Genomic DNA, 17,444 nt, shown 5'->3' on the forward strand with positions numbered 1-17,444 from the left:
AGGCATGGAAAGATGGTGGGGATTACCTGTACAGTATGATAATCAGACTCAACACGATGTTCGGATAACGCAGGTGAAATAGTTTTGTTGTAAAGTGACATTTTGCACCGTTATTCGACGCTTAATCGCAACACTACAGCTTCACAAGTGAACGGAGTTATACATGTCCAGACGGCTCAGAAGAACCAAAATTGTAACCACCCTGGGGCCCGCTACCGACCGCGATAATAATCTCGAAAAGATTATCAACGCGGGCGCTAACGTAGTACGCATGAATTTTTCTCACGGCACACCAGAAGATCATCAATTACGTGCCAACAAAGTTCGTGAAATTGCGGCTAAATTAGGCCGCCATGTTGCCATTCTTGGCGATCTACAGGGGCCTAAGATTCGTGTTTCTACCTTCAAAGAAGGTAAAATTTTCCTGAATGTCGGCGACAAATTCTTGCTGGATGCCAATCTGGCGAAAGGCGAAGGCGATAAAGAAAAAGTCGGGATCGATTACAAAGGCTTGCCGAGTGACGTAGTACCTGGCGATATCCTGTTACTGGATGACGGCCGGGTGCAGTTGAAAGTGCTTCAGGTTGAAGGCCTGAAAGTTTATACCGAAGTCACCGTTGGCGGTCCGCTGTCTAACAACAAAGGCATCAACAAACTCGGCGGCGGTCTGTCTGCCGAAGCGCTGACGGAAAAAGATAAAGCCGACATTATTACTGCCGCAAAAATTGGCGTCGACTATCTGGCCGTCTCTTTCCCTCGTACTGGTGAAGACCTCAACTACGCACGCCGCCTCGCGCGCGATGCTGGCTGTAACGCCAAGATCGTATCCAAAGTTGAACGCGCTGAAGCCGTCTGCTCAGATGCTGCGATGGATGACATTATTCTGGCTTCCGACGTGGTGATGGTAGCGAGGGGCGATCTGGGCGTTGAAATCGGCGATCCAGAGCTGGTAGGTATTCAGAAGAAATTGATTCGTCGCGCTCGTCAGCTAAACCGTGCGGTCATTACCGCCACGCAGATGATGGAATCGATGATCACCAACCCGATGCCAACGCGCGCAGAGGTGATGGACGTCGCCAACGCCGTGTTAGATGGCACCGATGCGGTCATGCTGTCAGCAGAAACCGCTGCGGGTCAATATCCGGCTGAAACCGTCGCCGCCATGGCAAAAGTCTGCTTAGGCGCGGAGAAAATTCCAAGCATCAACGTCTCCAAGCACCGCCTTGACGTACTGTTTGATAACACGGAAGAATCCATCGCGATGTCGGCCATGTATGCCGCCAACCACCTGAAAGGGGTTACGGCGCTGATTGCCATGACGGAATCAGGTCGCACCGCGCTGATGATGTCCCGTATCAGTTCAGGGCTGCCAATTTTTGCCATGTCTCGCCATGAGCAAACGCTGAACCTGACAGCACTATACCGTGGCGTCACCCCCGTGCATTTCGATAGCTACACGGACGGTGTGGCTGCCGCTAATGATGCGGTGATTCGACTGCGCGATAAAGGATTCCTGATGTCTGGGGATCTGGTTATCGTCACACAGGGCGACATCATGGGTACCGTAGGCACCACTAACACGATCCGCATCCTGCGCGTGGAATAACCCTTGGCATAACCGTTCGCTAGCAGGCAGACGGTTCATTCCAGTAAAAAGCCGGACGATTTCTCGCCCGGCTTTTTTATCTATCGTTCTATTTACTATCGCCGTCTATCTTGCTCTTAGTGACGCGATATAAACTAGTTGCGGTATAAATCATCCCGACAGTACGGTTCAATCTCACCCGGTTTGCGGGTTTTCAACAGCTTCAGAATCCAGGTGTATTGCTCAGGATTCGGCCTGACCAAAATTTCCACTTCTTCATTCATGCGTCGCGCAATATAGGCGTCATCCGCTTCGGCCAAATCATCCATCGGCGGGCGAATATACACATCCAGGCAGCCGTCTTTAGCGTTATATACCGGGAACAGTGGAATGATATCCGCACGGCATACTTTCATCAGTCGTCCGACAGCAGGCAGCGTTGCCTTATAGGTCGCAAAGAAATCAACAAACTCGCTATGTTCAGGGCCGTGATCCTGATCGGGAAGGTAATAACCCCAGCATCCAGAACGCACGGAGCTGATAAACGGTTTAATACCGTCGTTACGAGCATGGATACGACCACCAAAACGACGGCGTAACCGATTCCACCAGTAATCCACCAGCGCGTTCTTCTGATTGTGGAACATCGCCGCCATACGCTGCCCACGCGAGGTCAGCAACATCGCAGGGATATCGACGCCCCAGCCGTGCGGAACCAGAAAAATCACATTCTTATCTTGTTCTTTAATACGATCCAGAATGTCTTCGCCATGCCAGCGAACATATTTCTCGATTTTCTTCGGGTTACGAATCCCCACTTCCACCATCATGATCATCGACTGAGGAGCCGTCGCAAACATGTCATCAATGATGGCTTCGCGCTGTGCTTCCGTTAACTCCGGCATACAGTACAGCAGGTTAATGCGGGCACGGCGGCGTGCGCCTTTTGATATTCTCCCGACAAAACGCCCTAACCCACCCAGCACCGGGTTTCTTAACCGCGCAGGAATATAGGCAGCCAGCGCCATTACCCCTACGCCTAACCAAACGCCCCAATAGCGCGGATGAAAAAAGGCGCGTTCAAACTGGGGAACAAATTCAGCGTTCGATTTTTTTTCTTTTTCCATGCCTAAACTCTTCAGCTCAATCAATAAACATAATCATAATTGCCACCCCGCGTTTGGCAACACCCGCCGACAATTACGCAAAAACATACCTGCGCGACAATAAAAAATCAGGAACCGTACTCTATAAATGAAAATGCCGGCAGCAAGCCACCGGCATAACATGCAGTATATCTATCCTAAATAATTCAAGTTGCATGAAGGCGGCCAACGCACAAGCAGCTTGAAGTATGACGGATATGGTTAATCAAACTTAAGCTGCGGTACGACTTCCTTCACCTGCGCCAGATAATCACGACGTTCTTTACCTGCCAGCCCTTCAGAACGTGGCAACTGAGCCGTTAGCGGATTCACCGCTTGCTGGTTGATCCAAAGTTCGTAGTGCAGATGAGGACCAGTGGAACGACCTGTATTACCGGACAATCCGATGCGATCGCCACGTTTCACTTTCTGCCCAGGTTTAACCAATATACGGTTGAGATGCATAAACCGCGTCGTATACTGACGACCGTGGCGAATCACGACATAATTACCCGCCGCGCCACTTCGCTTCGCAATCACCACTTCACCATCCCCAACGGCCAAAACTGGCGAACCGACCGGCATGGCGAAATCGACACCTTTATGCGGTGCGACGCGCCCTGTCACCGGGTTCAAACGACGTGGATTGAAGTTGGAGGAAATACGGAACTGTTTCATCGTTGGAAAACGCATAAAGCCACGCGTCAGACCGGAACCTTCGCGATCGTAGAATTTGCCGTCTTCCGCGCGAATGGCGTAATAATCTTTACCACCGGTATTCAGACGCACGCCGACCAGTTCACTCTGCTCACTTTTACCATCGAGCATTTCGCGGGACATCAGTACGGAGAAGGTATCGTCTTTGCGTAATTTACGGAAATCCAACTGCCACTGAAGTGCTTTGATGACTTCACGCACTTCGGTGCTGGTCAAACCGGCGTTTTTTGCACTGCTAACAAAGCTACCACTCACCCGACCATTCAGAACACTGTTGCGCCACTCGCCTTTCAGCGTCTCAATACGCTCTTTGAAATCAGTACCCACGCGTTCATAAATACGTGTTTCACGGCGGGACATCTGCCAGGTCAAGCTTTGCAGATCGCCATTTTCTCCCAGTACCCATGAGATTTGTTGACCGATTTTCAGGTTCCGTAAATCTTTATTCTGATCGGCGAGCTGGGTGACATCCGCAATATCGATACCATATTGCGTCAAAATGCTGCTTAAGGTATCGCCCGTAGACACCACGTACTCATGTACGCCGCCTTCATCGGCCACCTTATCGTCTAGCTCATCTTGTGGAACGTCGTCATCCGGGGAGGGTTGGTCTATCGGTTCACTGGCTTCTGGCGTTAGCGTACGCAGTTGGCTGGTTTCCAGGTCGATATCTTTCACGATGACAGGCGCATCATCGACGTGGGGATAAACAAAAGGCCGCCAAACAGCAACGGCCAATGTTACAACAGTAAGCGACCCCAGCATGACGCGATGGGGTCGAGGTAAGCTGTTATACGCCAGAGCGATAGTTCGGACTATCTGCTGCACTTATTCGTATCCTCATGATTTTTCCTCCAGACAGCTCACATACTGGTTCGATAGCTGCAACAAGAAATCGGCATAGCTATCTCTACCCAGTGCAATAGTGCTTCCCAATGGATCGAGCACACCCGAGCGCACGTCGGTTCCCTTGGCAACAGCATTAATAACGGCTGGCCTGAATTGTGGTTCAGCAAAAACGCATACGGCTTTATGCTCAACCAACTGTGTTCGTATTTGATGTAAACGCTGTGCACCGGGTTGGATTTCGGGGTTCACCGTGAAGTAACCCAGGGGACTTAACCCATAGTGTTTCTCAAAATAGCCATAGGCATCATGGAACACGAAATAGCCTTTACCCTGCACAGGCGCTAGCATCTTAACAATTTTTTCATCTGCTTGCGCGATTTTATCCGTGAAATAAAGCAGATTCGCGTCTAGTTTGTCCTTATTCTGAGGCATAAGTTCCAATAATTTTGCATGAATGGCAATTGCCGCCTGTTTTGTCATCTCCGGCGACAGCCAAATGTGCATATTGTACTCGCCATGATGGTGGCCATCGTCGCCATCATCATGGGCGGCATGGCTATGATCGTGGCCTTTTTCATGGTCATCATGCGCAGGTTCATGTTCACTCTCATGATCGTGCCCGGCGTCTTTTTCCAGCTCAGATTTAATGGCTGGCAGTGCGGAAAGTGCGATCTGCTTCGCAGGTGAAATTTTCGCTAACGGCTTCCCGAGGAAAGCTTCCATTTCCGGCCCAACCCAAATCACCAGATCGGCGGACTGTAAACGCTGGACATCAGACGGGCGCAAGGCATAATCGTGGGGCGATGCGCCATCCGGTAACAAAACCTCCGTTGGCGTTACGCCATCGGCAATCGCCGACGCAATGAATCCTAGCGGACGAATTGAAGTAATGACCGCAGCAGAGGCCGCGCTGATTGACATCCCGCTCGCGAGTAGCGCGCTGGCAACAAACACACTTTTTAACCATTTTTTCTGCTGAATACATTTTTTTTGTTGAATAGATAGCTGCATGAAAGTCGATCCCATCGATTTTTATCGTATTGTTTGTTATAATATAACGTCACATGGGTTGTGCAAACCGAATTCTATGTCCACATTGGTATCACTCAATAATATTTCAGTTACATTTGGCAGCCGGAAGGTCTTGTCAGATATTTCTCTTACCTTGCAGGCAGGTCGAATTCTGACGCTGCTGGGACCGAATGGCGCAGGGAAATCAACGTTAGTGCGCGTAGTGCTGGGGCTACTTTCCCCGACTTCCGGCTCGCTGGTCCGCGATCCCGCGCTGCGTATCGGCTACGTTCCACAGAAGTTGCATCTGGATACCACGCTGCCGTTGACCGTCAGCCGCTTTATGCAACTGCGTCCCGGCGTGAAAAAGCAGGATATTTTACCTGCACTTAAGCGCGTTCAGGCGGCACACCTGCTGGAACAACCGATGCAGAAACTCTCAGGCGGCGAAACCCAACGCGTACTGTTAGCACGCGCACTGCTCAACCAGCCTCAACTCCTGGTTCTTGATGAACCGACACAGGGTGTCGACGTCAACGGACAAATGGCGCTGTACGATCTCATCAACCAGCTGCGGCAGGAATTCCACTGCGGCGTGTTAATGGTTTCGCACGATCTGCATTTGGTGATGGCGAAAACCGATGAAGTCCTGTGCCTTAATCAACATGTTTGTTGTTCCGGCACGCCTGAGGTCGTTTCCCTTCACCCAGAATTCTTAGCGATGTTTGGCCACCGCGGCGCGGAGCAATTGGCGATTTATCGCCACCATCATAATCATCGTCACGATCTACAAGGACGTATCATTCTGAAAAGACAAGGCGGAAACGACGCATGATCGAACTGCTGTTTCCAGGTTGGCTGGCGGGGATATTGTTGGCTATTGCGGCAGGCCCGCTTGGTTCATTCGTCGTTTGGCGGCGGATGTCTTACTTCGGTGATACGCTGGCGCACGCATCCTTACTCGGCGTCGCCTTCGGCCTGCTGCTGAACATCAACCTATTTGCTGCCGTCATCGCCGTGACGCTCATTCTGGCATTGGGGCTTGTCTGGCTGGAGCGGCGTCCTTATCTGGCCGTCGATACATTACTCGGCATCATGGCACACAGCGCTTTATCGCTTGGATTGGTTGTCGTTAGCCTGATGAACAACGTGCGCGTGGATTTGATGGCTTACCTGTTTGGCGATTTGCTCTCCGTCACGACAGAAGATCTGTGGGTCATCGGTTCTGGTGTGATCGTCGTTGTTGCTATTATGCGTTGGCAATGGCGCGCGCTGCTTTCCATGACGATTAGTCCGGAGCTGGCACACGTCGACGGCGTGAAGCTACAGCGCACCAAACTGCTTTTGATGCTGACCACCGCATTAACGATCGGCATTGCCATGAAATTTGTTGGTGCGCTGATCATTACGTCACTGCTGATTATTCCCGCAGCCAGCGCCAGACGATTCGCGCGGACACCGGAACAAATGGCAAGTATCGCGGTTATTGTTGGCATGATTGCCGTGACGGGCGGACTGGCCTTCTCGGCTGGCTACAATACGCCAGCCGGGCCATCCGTAGTGCTGTGCGCCTCGCTGCTGTTTATTGTCAGCCTGCTTAAGCGACAGCCCGCCTAGCCAGTCAGTAGCACAAATTAAAAGGAAAAGCCCTTCTGAGTACCATGTCCAGAAGGGCTTTATATTTTGAAGATGGTGAAAAACGCGTTTATTTCCGGTTCGCCATATCTGGAATGATTAAATCACCGCGCAAGACATACGAGCCCAGCACGTCCTGCGTTTTCTCATTAAGCCAGGACACGATTCTGGCCGCTATCGCATCCATCGAATATTCAATGGCCGGTATCGCCGGAATGCCAGGAATATCGAGAGACCCTGCCAGACTGAATACCATGATGTCTTTTGGCACTGATTTATTAAACGCCTGAAGCTGTGTAATTACACGTTTGGCTTCCTGCTCATCTGCGACCAGAAGCGCATTGAAATTCAGCGTCGTGCTGTTATTGAGCAACACTTGCAGCGCCACCGACGACGATGAAGACGCATCCATAAAAATCAGGTTGCGGTTAAACGGCAAGAAATTATTTTCCAGCGCCCGCTTGTACCCTAAAAGCACCTGCTCCGCTGAACTGCTGGCGGCGGGATTAATCAGCGCGATTTGTCGCCTGCCTTGTCGAATCAAGTAATTACATGCCGTTTCCGTGGCGAAAGCGTGATCGAATTGCAGGCTGTTTGCGGTGTCCGTCTCCATACAATCGATCAGAATAATGTTCTTGTCGGGCAGATTCAGCGGGAAGCGCGCGCCGATGACTAAAATGTCATCACACAGGCCGCTGCTCAGCTCATCAAGCACGCTCATGACTTCTGACCTACTGCTGGCAAACCGTAACAAAAGATGCTTTTGATGCCGGCTAAAGTGTTTTTCCAGCGCATAAAGATAGCCGGTCGTCTGGTTAATGTTGTCCTGCGCGCAGATCACACCAATACAGCCCGTTGACTGACTCAGCAGAGATTGAGCGATGACGTTCGGCCGATATTTAAGCTCATCAACCGCTTTTAACACCGCAAGACGGCTGGCTTCCTTTACGCCGCGTGAACCACTCAACACCCGGGAGACTGTGGCTTTGGACACCCCAGCTAAACGCGATACATCGTTGATTGTAGACATCTATTTGCCCCTGGAAAACGCTAAATCCGACTCAAAAAACCCTGAACACCCACAGCGCATTGTATTACTTTGCAGTATAACCCTTTCCATCCAGCATGGAAACCGATTATCCGTTTGACATCCAATACGTATTCATACCAATAAGATGTGATGTAAATCTAATTAATATCGCCAGAAACCATCACATATTGACGGTCATCACACTTCTCTTTTCTTTGCATGGAAAACGGTTTCCATATGATATCCAATCATACTAGCAATAACTTTTTACATTCTGTTTAGCGGAAAATGCGGTCCGCCGCGGAAGAAAAATGACGGGTATAGGCTCACGATCATAACAGGCCGCCACGCATAGAACCCTAAGAACACATTTTTATTCAATGTGTTATGGAATAGTCGTGGCGGTAACATACTTGATGACGATCTGTCGCTGTTACGGCGACACATGAAAAAGGTGTTCACATGAGTTCCTTATATCAATCAACGATTGCCGCGATCGAACAATCGATTACCCCGCTGGCCGGACGTTTAGGGCAACAAAAATATGTGATCGCTATCCGCGATGGCTTTACCGCCGCGCTCCCTTTTATGATCATCGGCTCATTTATGCTGGTGTTTATTTTCCCTCCCTTCTCTGCCGATACGACTGTCGGATTTGCTCGTACCTGGCTGGATTTCTCTATCACCTACCGCGCAGAACTGATGCTGCCTTTTGAGCTCAGTATGGGCGTGATGACATTTTTCATCTCCGTGGGCGTGGGTGCCAGTCTGGGACGACAATTTAATCTCGATTCCGTCATGTCTGGCTTGCTGGCATTTATGGCTTTCCTGCTCGTCGCCGCCCCTTACGCCGATGACAAAATCTCTACCGAGTATCTGTCAGGACAAGGGATCTTCACCGCTTTATTGACCTCCATCTACGCCACCCGTGTTTATGCAGCGCTTAAACAACACAACATTACCATTCGCTTACCGAAAGAAGTGCCGACGGGTGTCGCCCGTTCGTTTGAAATCCTCATTCCCGTGTTGGTGATTGTCGCAACGCTGCACCCGCTCAATCTTTTCATTGAAGCGCAAACGGGCATGATCATTCCCGAAGCGATTATGCACCTGCTGGCACCGCTGGTGTCCGCCTCAGACTCGCTGCCTGCCATTCTTCTGTCTGTGCTGCTGTGCCAGCTTTTCTGGTTTTCGGGGATCCACGGTTCGCTGATTGTCACAGGCATCATGAATCCATTCTGGATGACCAATCTGGCCGTAAATCAAGCCGCGCTGGCAGCCGGTGAAGTACTGCCGCATATCTATTTACAGGGTTTTTGGGATCACTACCTGTTGATTGGCGGCGTCGGTTCGACGCTACCGCTGGCATTCCTGCTGTTACGCAGCAAGGTCACGCATTTACGCACCATTGGCAGAATGGGCGTCGTACCGAGCTTCTTTAACATCAACGAACCGATCATGTTTGGTGCGCCGATTATCATGAATCCGATGCTGTTCATCCCCTTTGTTTTCGTACCGATGGTGAATGCCGTATTGGCTTACACCGCGACCAAAATGGGGTGGCTAGCGCAGGTCGTCTCGCTCACGCCATGGACAACCCCCGCCCCCATTGGCGCATCATGGGCCGCAAACTGGAGTTTCAGTCCACTCATTATGTGCCTGCTGTGCATGGTATTTTCCGCACTGATGTATTTGCCGTTCCTGCGAGCCTACGAACGGTCATTACTGAAAACCGAAGAGAAAAAAATACAGGGTGATTTATCGCTGACAAAAACGGTGAGGAGCAATTAATGACATTGATAAAGAACTAACTAAAGGAATTAAATAAAGAAGGAAATAGAGCATTCAGTGTCATTTATTTTCATTATTCATATTCAGCGATCTGAATGCTATTTAAGAACGTGGCATAAAAATATATGTGCTGCGAATATTCGGTCACATAAAATAGGTCATATGATGATTACATTAGAAGATGCAGTAATGGAAATTATCGTCAATGCGGGGCAGTCACGTAGCCTGTGTTTTGAGGCACTACACGCTGCACGTAGAGGCAACATTGATGAAGCTAAAAATCTGTTGAAAGAAGCTGATGGCTATGCGCGTAAAGCTCACCATATGCAGACCCAACTGATCGAACAGGATGCAGGAGAAGCCAGACAGCCGATGACATTAATTATGGTTCACGCTCAAGATCATTTAATGACATCACTACTTGCTCGAGAATTATCAGAAGAAATTATTCATCTTTATCAACGGAAATAATAAAAATAACAAATACCTCTTAAAGGGAGGATCGATTACGTCAGTTATTTAATTACGTGATGCTGTAAAAAATAACAATCACCTTGTTCTGAACATCGTGTCTTTATTCACGCTACTCAGAACGGGATGGTTATTGTCTGAAAATAACTTACCGAATTGAGATGATTATGACAAATTGCAAAAAACTTCCAGTTACGCTGGCGGTTCTGGCTGCCCTTTGCTCCGGTTCCGCATTCGCACAAGAAACAATTACTCAGGAGCAATTAGATCGCATCGTTGCTCAAGCAGTAGAAAAAGCGCTGGCGGAGCGTCAAGCCAAATTAGACGCCATCGCCAGTAAACAAGTCGATCCGCTGACCACGCCGGATGCCCCCAAGACGCCTGATATGGCGATCCCCTACGGGATCGATTTCACCGGTTATGCTCGCTATGGTGCGCAATTCCAGAGTGGTGACCAGAAATATGTTGCGGTTGACGGCTCCTACAATGGTGCTTCCGCGCTGGGTCGTCTGGGCAACGAAGGCAACGGCGGTGAATTCCAGCTTTCCAAGGCCTTCAAGAGTGACAACGGCGCAATCTGGGATGTGGTCGTGATGATCGACCACTGGGGTGACGAAGTTAACCTGAAAAAAGCCTATGCGGGCGTCACCAACCTTTTTGCTTCCCAGCCAAATGCCTACCTCTGGGCAGGGCGTGATTTCCACCAGCGTCCACAGCAAGGTATCAACGACTATTTCTGGATGAACCATGACGGTCAGGGGGCGGGGATAAAGAATTTTGAACTTGGTGGTATTCAATTTGATGTGGCGACCGTCGGTGCCGTAGAGTCTTGTAATCCTCAGGTTATAACCAATAATTCGAACCCCTCACGCATTAGCTGTACCGGTGGCTCCGGCACGGGCGATAAAGGTAATTACGCACTGACCTCCAAAATACATGGCATTAAGCTGGGGGCGTTAGATCTTGCGTTGTACGCGAACTACGGTTTTGATTCAAAAGCAGTGGATAACAATGCGCGCCTGAAAGCCTGGCAAGGCGGTGCGGTCTTGAGCCACACAGGCAAAAATAGCCTTAATCAATTTATTACTCGCTACTCGAATCATGCGGACAACAGCGTTTACAACAAAACGGATAACCTGAAAACCTTCTATGCCAGCTTTGAAGGTAAATACAAATTCACACCGCAGACGCAGGTCGAATATCTGCTTGCCTACCACGACTACTCGAACGACTCCGCGAGTCAGGACGACCGTCGTAACTACAATGCCATCGTTCGACCCATGTATTTCTGGAATGATGTGCATTCTACCTGGCTTGAAGCGGGCTATCAGCACGTGGATTACGGTCAGGGCGGTGATAACAAAGGGTGGAAACTGACGCTTTCACAGAATGTCTCGATCGCCATGGGACCGGAATTCAGACCGATGCTGCGCTTCTATGTGACTGGTGGGGAAGTGGATAACAAACATACCGCGCGGACAACGACTGGCGTCAACACGAAGCTCGATTCGTTCAACGTCGGGGCAATGTGGGAAGCCTGGTTCTAATCACATACATTCAGGGAGACTCCGGTGGTCTCCCTGAATCTGGCAAAACCTCTATGAAGCGCTATGTAGAGTCACTCGTTAGCCCAAATCTTCGCGCGTTAAGCCAAAATGCCGATAGGCATGTTGCGTCGCCATTCGACCGCGCGGCGTACGCTGAATAAACCCTTGCTGAATCAAAAACGGTTCCAGCACGTCTTCAATGGTTTCACGCTCTTCGCCAATGGCAGCCGCTAAATTGTCCAGCCCGACGGGACCGCCCATGAATTTATCGATAATCGCCAACAACAGCTTACGGTCCATGTAGTCGAATCCTTCGGTATCCACCGCCAGCATATCCAGCGCCTGCGTTGCCACAACTCCGGTAATCGCCCCTTCCGATTTAACCTCGGAAAAATCGCGTACCCGACGCAATAGCCGATTAGCAATACGCGGCGTGCCCCGCGCGCGGCGGGCGACTTCAAGGGAGCCTTCCGGCGTCAGATCCAATCCCAGACACTGTGCGCTGCGGCCAACGATATACTGCAAATCCGCCACATTATAAAACTCCAGACGTTGCACAATGCCAAAACGATCGCGCAGCGGCGAGGTTAACGACCCCGCACGCGTCGTTGCGCCAATCAGTGTGAAAGGAGGCAGGTCGAGTTTAATCGAGCGAGCCGCGGGCCCTTCGCCGATCATGATATCCAGTTGGTAATCTTCCATCGCCGGGTACAGCACTTCTTCCACTACGGGCGAGAGGCGATGGATTTCATCAATGAACAGCACATCATGCGGTTCGAGATTGGTCAGCAGCGCAGCAAGATCGCCTGCTTTTTCCAACACCGGACCCGACGTTGTACGCATATTCACGCCCATCTCATTAGCGACAATATTCGCCAACGTCGTTTTACCCAGTCCGGGAGGACCAAAAATCAGCAGATGATCCAGCGCATCCCCACGTTTGCGGGCGGCTTGAATGAAAATTTCCATCTGCTCACGCACCTGCGGCTGGCCCACATATTCGTTCAGCAGCTTAGGCCGCATCGCTCGGTCGAGAAATTCTTCTTCAGGAATAGCGTCAGCGGAAATTAAACGATCGGCTTCTATCATGAATACCTCACAGCGCCGCGCGCAGTGCATCCCTGATCAGGGTTTCACAGTCGGCCTCAGGGCGCGCAATCTTGGAGATCATGCGGCTAGCTTCCTGCGGTTTATAGCCCAGCGCAACCAGTGCTGCTGCGGCTTCCGCTTCGGGATCGCTGGCACGGCTTTCTGCGCTCGCCGGTGATGCCAGCGGAATATCGCTGACCGGATTAAACAGATCGCCGCTCAAGCCCTTGAAGCGATCTTTCATTTCAACAACCAACCTTTCCGCCGTTTTCTTACCTACGCCCGGAAGTTTAATCAACGCACCGATTTCTTCGCGCTCAACCGCGCTGACAAACTGCGTCGCGGACATCCCGGAGAGAATCGCCAGCGCCAGCTTCGGTCCAACGCCATTCACTTTGATCAGCTCGCGGAACAGCGCCCTCTCCTGCTTATCATTAAAACCGAACAGCAGTTGTGCATCTTCGCGGACCACGAAATGGGTAAAGATAATCGCTTCCTGATTGAGCTCAGGGAGTTCGTAAAAGCACGTCATCGGCATATGGACTTCGTAACCCACGCCGTTAGCTTCTATCAGCACCTGCGGCGGCTGTTTTTCCAGGATAATGCCTCTGAGACGACCTATCACGTTGCGCTTCCTTTTACTTAGGGAATGAATGGCTTGAAGTATGACGAGTATATAACATAAAAAAGGCTGGATGAATATCCAGCCTCCTGTTTCAGCGCAGTCGTCCTGCCAGCGGGTTCACTTTCGCCGCCGATGTACGCAGCAGGCTTTGGTTAAAATGACAATGAGTGATGGCAATCGCCAACGCATCGGCGGCGTCCGCCTGCGGACTGGCCGACAGTTTCAGCAGCGAGCGGACCATATGCTGCACCTGCTTTTTATCCGCCGCGCCCGTTCCCACCACCGTTTGTTTAACCAAACGCGCCGCATACTCAAACACGGGTAGGTCCTGATTGACTCCCGCGACGATAGCTACACCGCGCGCCTGCCCCAGCTTCAAGGCTGAATCCGGGTTTTTCGCCATGAAAACCTGCTCAATCGCCATACAATCTGGGCGAAATTGCGTAATGATTTCACTGACGCCAGCGTAAATCAGCTTCAACCGCGTGGGCATATCATCCACCACGGTACGGATACAACCGCTGCCGAGATACGTCAGGTGACGCCCCTGCTGACGGATAATGCCATAGCCCGTCACGCGAGAACCGGGGTCAATGCCAACTATTATTGTCATCGTGTCGCTCCGTCGATTCGCGCGTGTGGGTAACTGCTTCTACTTTGCATTACCGACCTGCCGTTACAGCAGTTCAGCCACCTCATCGGAGATTTCACCGTTATGGTAAACCTCCTGCACATCGTCGCAGTCTTCCAGCATGTCAATCAGACGCATCAGTTTCGGTGCTGTTTCCGCATCCATATCCGCCTTGGTGGATGGAATCATCGACACTTCAGCTGACTCGGCTTTCAGGCCCGCCGCATCCAACGCATCTTTCACGTTACCGAACGTTTCCCACGGCGTGAAGACGTCAATCGCACCGTCGTCATACGTCACGACATCATCAGCACCTGCTTCTAACGCCGCATCCATCACTGCATCTTCATCCAGGCCTGGTGCGTAAGAAATAACGCCTTTCTTGGTGAAAAGGTATGAAACGGAACCATCAGTCCCCAGATTCCCACCCGTCTTCGTGAACGCGTGACGCACTTCGGAAACGGTACGGTTACGGTTGTCACTCAGGCACTCCACCATGACAGCAGTGCCGCCCGGGCCGTAGCCTTCATAAATGATGGTTTCCATGTTGGCATCTTCGTCACCGCCGACGCCACGGGCAATCGCGCGGTTCAGGGTATCGCGCGTCATGTTGTTGGACAGTGCTTTATCGATCGCTGCGCGCAGACGCGGGTTAGAACCGGGATCGCCACCGCCCAGACGGGCTGCGGTAACCAGTTCGCGGATAATCTTGGTAAAGATTTTACCGCGTTTGGCGTCCTGTGCTGCTTTACGATGCTTTGTGTTAGCCCACTTACTATGACCTGCCATAAAAATCTCCGAAAAAAGCCTGTTCAGGCCGGATAAATAACAAATTCCTCAATCGCCTGCCGGTTGCTCCAGGACTTGGTCAACTGTGCCGCGTGGGGCACATCCAACCACTGGTAGGCAAGATGCTCGGATAATTGCACCTCGCGCTCAGCAGGTAACGCCAGACAAAACCAGTGTTCGGTATTGTGCGTAACCCCCGGCGCATAGCGACGTCTCAAATGAGCAAATAGCTCAAACTCAATACAGCGCTGACAATCAAAGAGTGATAACGCTTCCGCGGATATATCAATGTTCACTTCTTCTTTGACTTCACGCTGTGCGGCATACGGCGCGCTTTCCCCTTCTTCTATACTGCCGGTTACCGACTGCCAGAATTCGGGATCGTCACGCCGTTGCAACATCAGCACCCGTCCGGTGTCACGGGCATAGATCACCACCAGAACCGAAACGGGTCGCTTGTATACCATCTTATTCGTTCTCGGATTTTCCATCCTGAGCCGCTTTCCCTTTCACGACAACCGCAATGGCAAGCTCTTCCAGCGAGGCCGGGTTGGCGAAACTTGGCGCTTCCGTCATCAGGCACGCTGCTGCCGTCGTTTTCGGGAAGGCGATAACATCACGAATGTTATCGGTGCCCGTCAGCAACATCACCAAACGGTCAAGGCCAAACGCCAGACCCGCATGCGGCGGCGTACCATATTTCAGCGCATCCAGCAGGAAGCCAAATTTCTCACGCTGCTCTTGTTCGGTAATGCCCAGAATGCTGAACACAGTTTGCTGCATGTCACCGTTGTGAATACGCACCGAGCCGCCGCCCACTTCATAACCGTTAATCACCATGTCATAGGCATTGGCAATCGCCGAAACCGGGTTGGCAGCCAGCTCAGAAGGCAGCATGTCACGCGGCGCGGTAAACGGGTGGTGCATCGCAGCCAACCCGCCTTCACCATCTTCCTCAAACATTGGGAAATCGACGACCCACAGCGGTTCCCAGCTGTCGTCTTTCGTCAGGTTCAAATCGCGGCCCAGTTTGAGACGCAGCGCGCCCAGCGCATCGGTGACCACTTTCGCGCTGTCTGCGCCAAAGAACAGAATGTCGCCATCGTGCGCGGCAGTACGATCCAACAACGCTGACAGCATGTCTGCATTCAGGAATTTCGCTACCGGGCTTTGAACGCCTTCCAGACCTTTAGCACGCTCGTTGACCTTGATATAAGCCAAACCTTTCGCGCCATAGATTTCAATAAACTTGCCGTATTCATCAATCTGCTTACGGCTCAGCTGTGCGCCACCCGGTACGCGGATAGCGGCAACGCGACCTTTGGCATCGTTTGCCGGGCCGGAGAACACTTTAAAGTCGATGTCTTTAACCAGATCGGCAACGTCAACCAGTTCCAGCGGGTTACGCAGGTCTGGCTTATCGGAACCGAAACGACGCATCGCCTCTGCAAACGTCATGATCGGGAAATCGCCCAGATCGACGCCTTTCACGTCCAGCCACAGTTCACGCACCAGCTTCTCCATCACTTCACGCACCTGCGGCGCGGTCATGAAAGAGGTTTCCACATCGATCTGGGTAAATTCTGGCTGTCTGTCAGCACGCAGGTCTTCGTCACGGAAGCATTTGACGATCTGATAGTAACGGTCAAAACCGGACATCATCAGCAACTGCTTGAACAGCTGTGGAGACTGCGGCAGCGCATAAAATTTACCTTTATGTACGCGGCTCGGCACCAGATAGTCGCGCGCGCCTTCCGGCGTCGCCTTCGTCAGCATTGGCGTTTCGATATCCAGGAAGCCGTGCTCATCCATAAATCGACGAACAAAACTGGTAATACGGGCACGCGTTTTCAGGCGCTGCGCCATTTCAGGACGGCGCAAATCGAGATAACGGTATTTGAGACGTGCTTCTTCAGTGTTGGTTTGATTTGAATCCAACGGCAGCGCTTCAGAGCGGTTAACGATCGTCAGGGCGTTGGCAAAAATCTCGACTTCACCCGTCGCCATATCTTTGTTGATTTGGCTTTCTGGACGGGCGCGAACTACACCGGTAAGTTGGATGCAGAACTCGTTACGCAACTCGGATGCCAGTTTAAATGCGTCCTGACGGTCTGGGTCAAAAAACACCTGAACCAGCCCTTCGCGGTCACGCATATCAATAAAAATCAAACCACCCAGATCGCGGCGGCGGTTAACCCAACCGCACAATGTCACTTCCTGGCCCACATGGGACGAATTCAACTGCCCGCAATAATTAGTACGCATCACGATGTCCTTTTACTCATCCGCCAGCTCACACGTTTCACGGTAGATCACTTTTCACGGTAGATCACAGCACAAAAACAGTGGCATTTTCGCTGCACGGCATGGTTTTTCTGGGTTACTGTCCGGTGAAAAAAGGCGGCTATTATAAAGGATATTCGCCCGAACGATAAGCATGAAGGTAACGCTCTGCGACGCAGCCGCCTACTCTTTTTATGAAATTTCCTTTCCGGTTAACGAAATGTTCACCAATCAGCACTGAGTTGT

General features: G+C 51.2%; 16 protein-coding genes. 6 read left to right on the forward strand and 10 right to left on the reverse strand.

Annotation, left to right across the window (positions count from 1 at the left end):
* Positions 1-163: 163 nt before the first annotated feature.
* Positions 164-1,606 carry a pyruvate kinase gene (gene pyk, locus AB8809_RS13465; protein ID WP_349856316.1) on the forward strand — a complete coding sequence of 481 codons (1,443 nt, stop codon included), beginning with the start codon at positions 164-166 and terminating at the stop codon, positions 1,604-1,606.
* Between the two features lie 134 nt (positions 1,607-1,740).
* Here the strand turns inward: pyk and lpxM are convergent, their stop codons facing one another.
* The 3 genes from lpxM to znuA all read right to left on the reverse strand — a co-directional run bounded on the left by lpxM (position 1,741) and on the right by znuA (position 5,307).
* Positions 1,741-2,712 (reverse strand): lauroyl-Kdo(2)-lipid IV(A) myristoyltransferase, encoded by a 972-nt coding sequence (gene lpxM, locus AB8809_RS13470; protein WP_015840074.1) that lies wholly within the window; start codon positions 2,710-2,712, stop codon positions 1,741-1,743.
* Between the two features lie 240 nt (positions 2,713-2,952).
* Positions 2,953-4,275, reverse strand: coding sequence for a murein DD-endopeptidase MepM (mepM, locus tag AB8809_RS13475; protein WP_349856317.1), 1,323 nt, complete (start codon positions 4,273-4,275; stop codon positions 2,953-2,955).
* 12 nt (positions 4,276-4,287) lie between these two features.
* The gene (znuA, locus tag AB8809_RS13480; protein WP_349856318.1) at positions 4,288-5,307 is read right to left on the reverse strand and encodes a zinc ABC transporter substrate-binding protein ZnuA; all 1,020 of its coding nucleotides are present in this window, start codon (positions 5,305-5,307) and stop codon (positions 4,288-4,290) included.
* 76 nt (positions 5,308-5,383) lie between these two features.
* Here znuA and znuC point away from each other — a divergent pair, with 76 nt between their 5' ends.
* Both znuC and znuB read left to right on the forward strand, forming a co-directional pair.
* On the forward strand, positions 5,384-6,142 hold the full coding sequence (gene znuC / locus AB8809_RS13485) for a zinc ABC transporter ATP-binding protein ZnuC (protein ID WP_015840071.1): 759 nt from the start codon (positions 5,384-5,386) through the stop codon (positions 6,140-6,142).
* Positions 6,139-6,924: a zinc ABC transporter permease subunit ZnuB gene (gene znuB / locus AB8809_RS13490; protein ID WP_015840070.1), complete on the forward strand. Its 786-nt coding sequence runs from the start codon at positions 6,139-6,141 to the stop codon at positions 6,922-6,924. Before znuC ends, znuB begins: the two co-directional genes overlap by 4 nt.
* Positions 6,925-7,012: 88 nt before the next feature.
* Here the strand turns inward: znuB and AB8809_RS13495 are convergent, their stop codons facing one another.
* Positions 7,013-7,972 carry a LacI family DNA-binding transcriptional regulator gene (locus tag AB8809_RS13495; protein ID WP_015840069.1) on the reverse strand — a complete coding sequence of 320 codons (960 nt, stop codon included), beginning with the start codon at positions 7,970-7,972 and terminating at the stop codon, positions 7,013-7,015.
* Positions 7,973-8,434: 462 nt separating this feature from the next.
* Between AB8809_RS13495 and AB8809_RS13500 the strand changes: the two genes are divergently transcribed.
* From AB8809_RS13500 to AB8809_RS13510, 3 genes are all read left to right on the forward strand, one after another.
* A complete protein-coding gene (locus AB8809_RS13500) occupies positions 8,435-9,763 on the forward strand; it encodes a PTS sugar transporter subunit IIC (protein WP_015840068.1) in 1,329 nt (442 codons plus the stop codon).
* Between the two features lie 165 nt (positions 9,764-9,928).
* Positions 9,929-10,234: a PTS lactose/cellobiose transporter subunit IIA gene (locus AB8809_RS13505; RefSeq protein WP_349856425.1), complete on the forward strand. Its 306-nt coding sequence runs from the start codon at positions 9,929-9,931 to the stop codon at positions 10,232-10,234.
* 167 nt (positions 10,235-10,401) lie between these two features.
* Positions 10,402-11,781, forward strand: coding sequence for a carbohydrate porin (locus AB8809_RS13510; protein ID WP_349856319.1), 1,380 nt, complete (start codon positions 10,402-10,404; stop codon positions 11,779-11,781).
* A gap of 78 nt (positions 11,782-11,859) precedes the next feature.
* Here AB8809_RS13510 and ruvB read toward each other — a convergent pair whose 3' ends face one another.
* The 6 genes from ruvB to aspS form a co-directional block, all read right to left on the reverse strand.
* Positions 11,860-12,870, reverse strand: coding sequence for a Holliday junction branch migration DNA helicase RuvB (ruvB, locus tag AB8809_RS13515; RefSeq protein ID WP_015840065.1), 1,011 nt, complete (start codon positions 12,868-12,870; stop codon positions 11,860-11,862).
* Between the two features lie 7 nt (positions 12,871-12,877).
* Positions 12,878-13,495 (reverse strand): Holliday junction branch migration protein RuvA, encoded by a 618-nt coding sequence (ruvA, locus tag AB8809_RS13520; protein ID WP_015840064.1) that lies wholly within the window; start codon positions 13,493-13,495, stop codon positions 12,878-12,880.
* Between the two features lie 91 nt (positions 13,496-13,586).
* Positions 13,587-14,108, reverse strand: coding sequence for a crossover junction endodeoxyribonuclease RuvC (gene ruvC, locus AB8809_RS13525; RefSeq protein ID WP_015840063.1), 522 nt, complete (start codon positions 14,106-14,108; stop codon positions 13,587-13,589).
* Positions 14,109-14,171: 63 nt separating this feature from the next.
* Positions 14,172-14,915 (reverse strand): YebC/PmpR family DNA-binding transcriptional regulator, encoded by a 744-nt coding sequence (locus AB8809_RS13530; RefSeq protein WP_015840062.1) that lies wholly within the window; start codon positions 14,913-14,915, stop codon positions 14,172-14,174.
* Between the two features lie 23 nt (positions 14,916-14,938).
* Positions 14,939-15,382 (reverse strand): dihydroneopterin triphosphate diphosphatase, encoded by a 444-nt coding sequence (gene nudB, locus AB8809_RS13535; RefSeq protein ID WP_010275904.1) that lies wholly within the window; start codon positions 15,380-15,382, stop codon positions 14,939-14,941.
* 1 nt (position 15,383) lies between these two features.
* Positions 15,384-17,180, reverse strand: coding sequence for an aspartate--tRNA ligase (gene aspS, locus AB8809_RS13540; protein ID WP_349856320.1), 1,797 nt, complete (start codon positions 17,178-17,180; stop codon positions 15,384-15,386).
* Between the last annotated feature and the right edge of the window lie 264 nt (positions 17,181-17,444).

The sequence above is a fragment of the Pectobacterium aroidearum genome (assembly GCF_041228105.1).
Taxonomy (GTDB): Bacteria; Pseudomonadota; Gammaproteobacteria; order Enterobacterales; family Enterobacteriaceae; genus Pectobacterium; species Pectobacterium aroidearum.

Bases quoted from the DNA above. Each gene is read 5' to 3' on its own strand.
- znuA (WP_349856318.1), bottom strand. From the start codon at position 5,307: ATGCAGCTATCTATTCAACAAAAAAAATGTATTCAGCAGAAAAAATGG.
- AB8809_RS13500 (WP_015840068.1), top strand. From the start codon at position 8,435: ATGAGTTCCTTATATCAATCAACGATTGCCGCGATCGAACAATCGATT.
- ruvC (WP_015840063.1), bottom strand. From the start codon at position 14,108: ATGACAATAATAGTTGGCATTGACCCCGGTTCTCGCGTGACGGGCTAT.
- AB8809_RS13510 (WP_349856319.1), top strand. From the start codon at position 10,402: ATGACAAATTGCAAAAAACTTCCAGTTACGCTGGCGGTTCTGGCTGCC.
- aspS (WP_349856320.1), bottom strand. From the start codon at position 17,180: ATGCGTACTAATTATTGCGGGCAGTTGAATTCGTCCCATGTGGGCCAG.
- AB8809_RS13530 (WP_015840062.1), bottom strand. From the start codon at position 14,915: ATGGCAGGTCATAGTAAGTGGGCTAACACAAAGCATCGTAAAGCAGCA.
- lpxM (WP_015840074.1), bottom strand. From the start codon at position 2,712: ATGGAAAAAGAAAAAAAATCGAACGCTGAATTTGTTCCCCAGTTTGAA.
- AB8809_RS13505 (WP_349856425.1), top strand. From the start codon at position 9,929: ATGATTACATTAGAAGATGCAGTAATGGAAATTATCGTCAATGCGGGG.
- pyk (WP_349856316.1), top strand. From the start codon at position 164: ATGTCCAGACGGCTCAGAAGAACCAAAATTGTAACCACCCTGGGGCCC.
- nudB (WP_010275904.1), bottom strand. From the start codon at position 15,382: ATGGTATACAAGCGACCCGTTTCGGTTCTGGTGGTGATCTATGCCCGT.
- znuB (WP_015840070.1), top strand. From the start codon at position 6,139: ATGATCGAACTGCTGTTTCCAGGTTGGCTGGCGGGGATATTGTTGGCT.
- AB8809_RS13495 (WP_015840069.1), bottom strand. From the start codon at position 7,972: ATGTCTACAATCAACGATGTATCGCGTTTAGCTGGGGTGTCCAAAGCC.
- ruvB (WP_015840065.1), bottom strand. From the start codon at position 12,870: ATGATAGAAGCCGATCGTTTAATTTCCGCTGACGCTATTCCTGAAGAA.
- znuC (WP_015840071.1), top strand. From the start codon at position 5,384: ATGTCCACATTGGTATCACTCAATAATATTTCAGTTACATTTGGCAGC.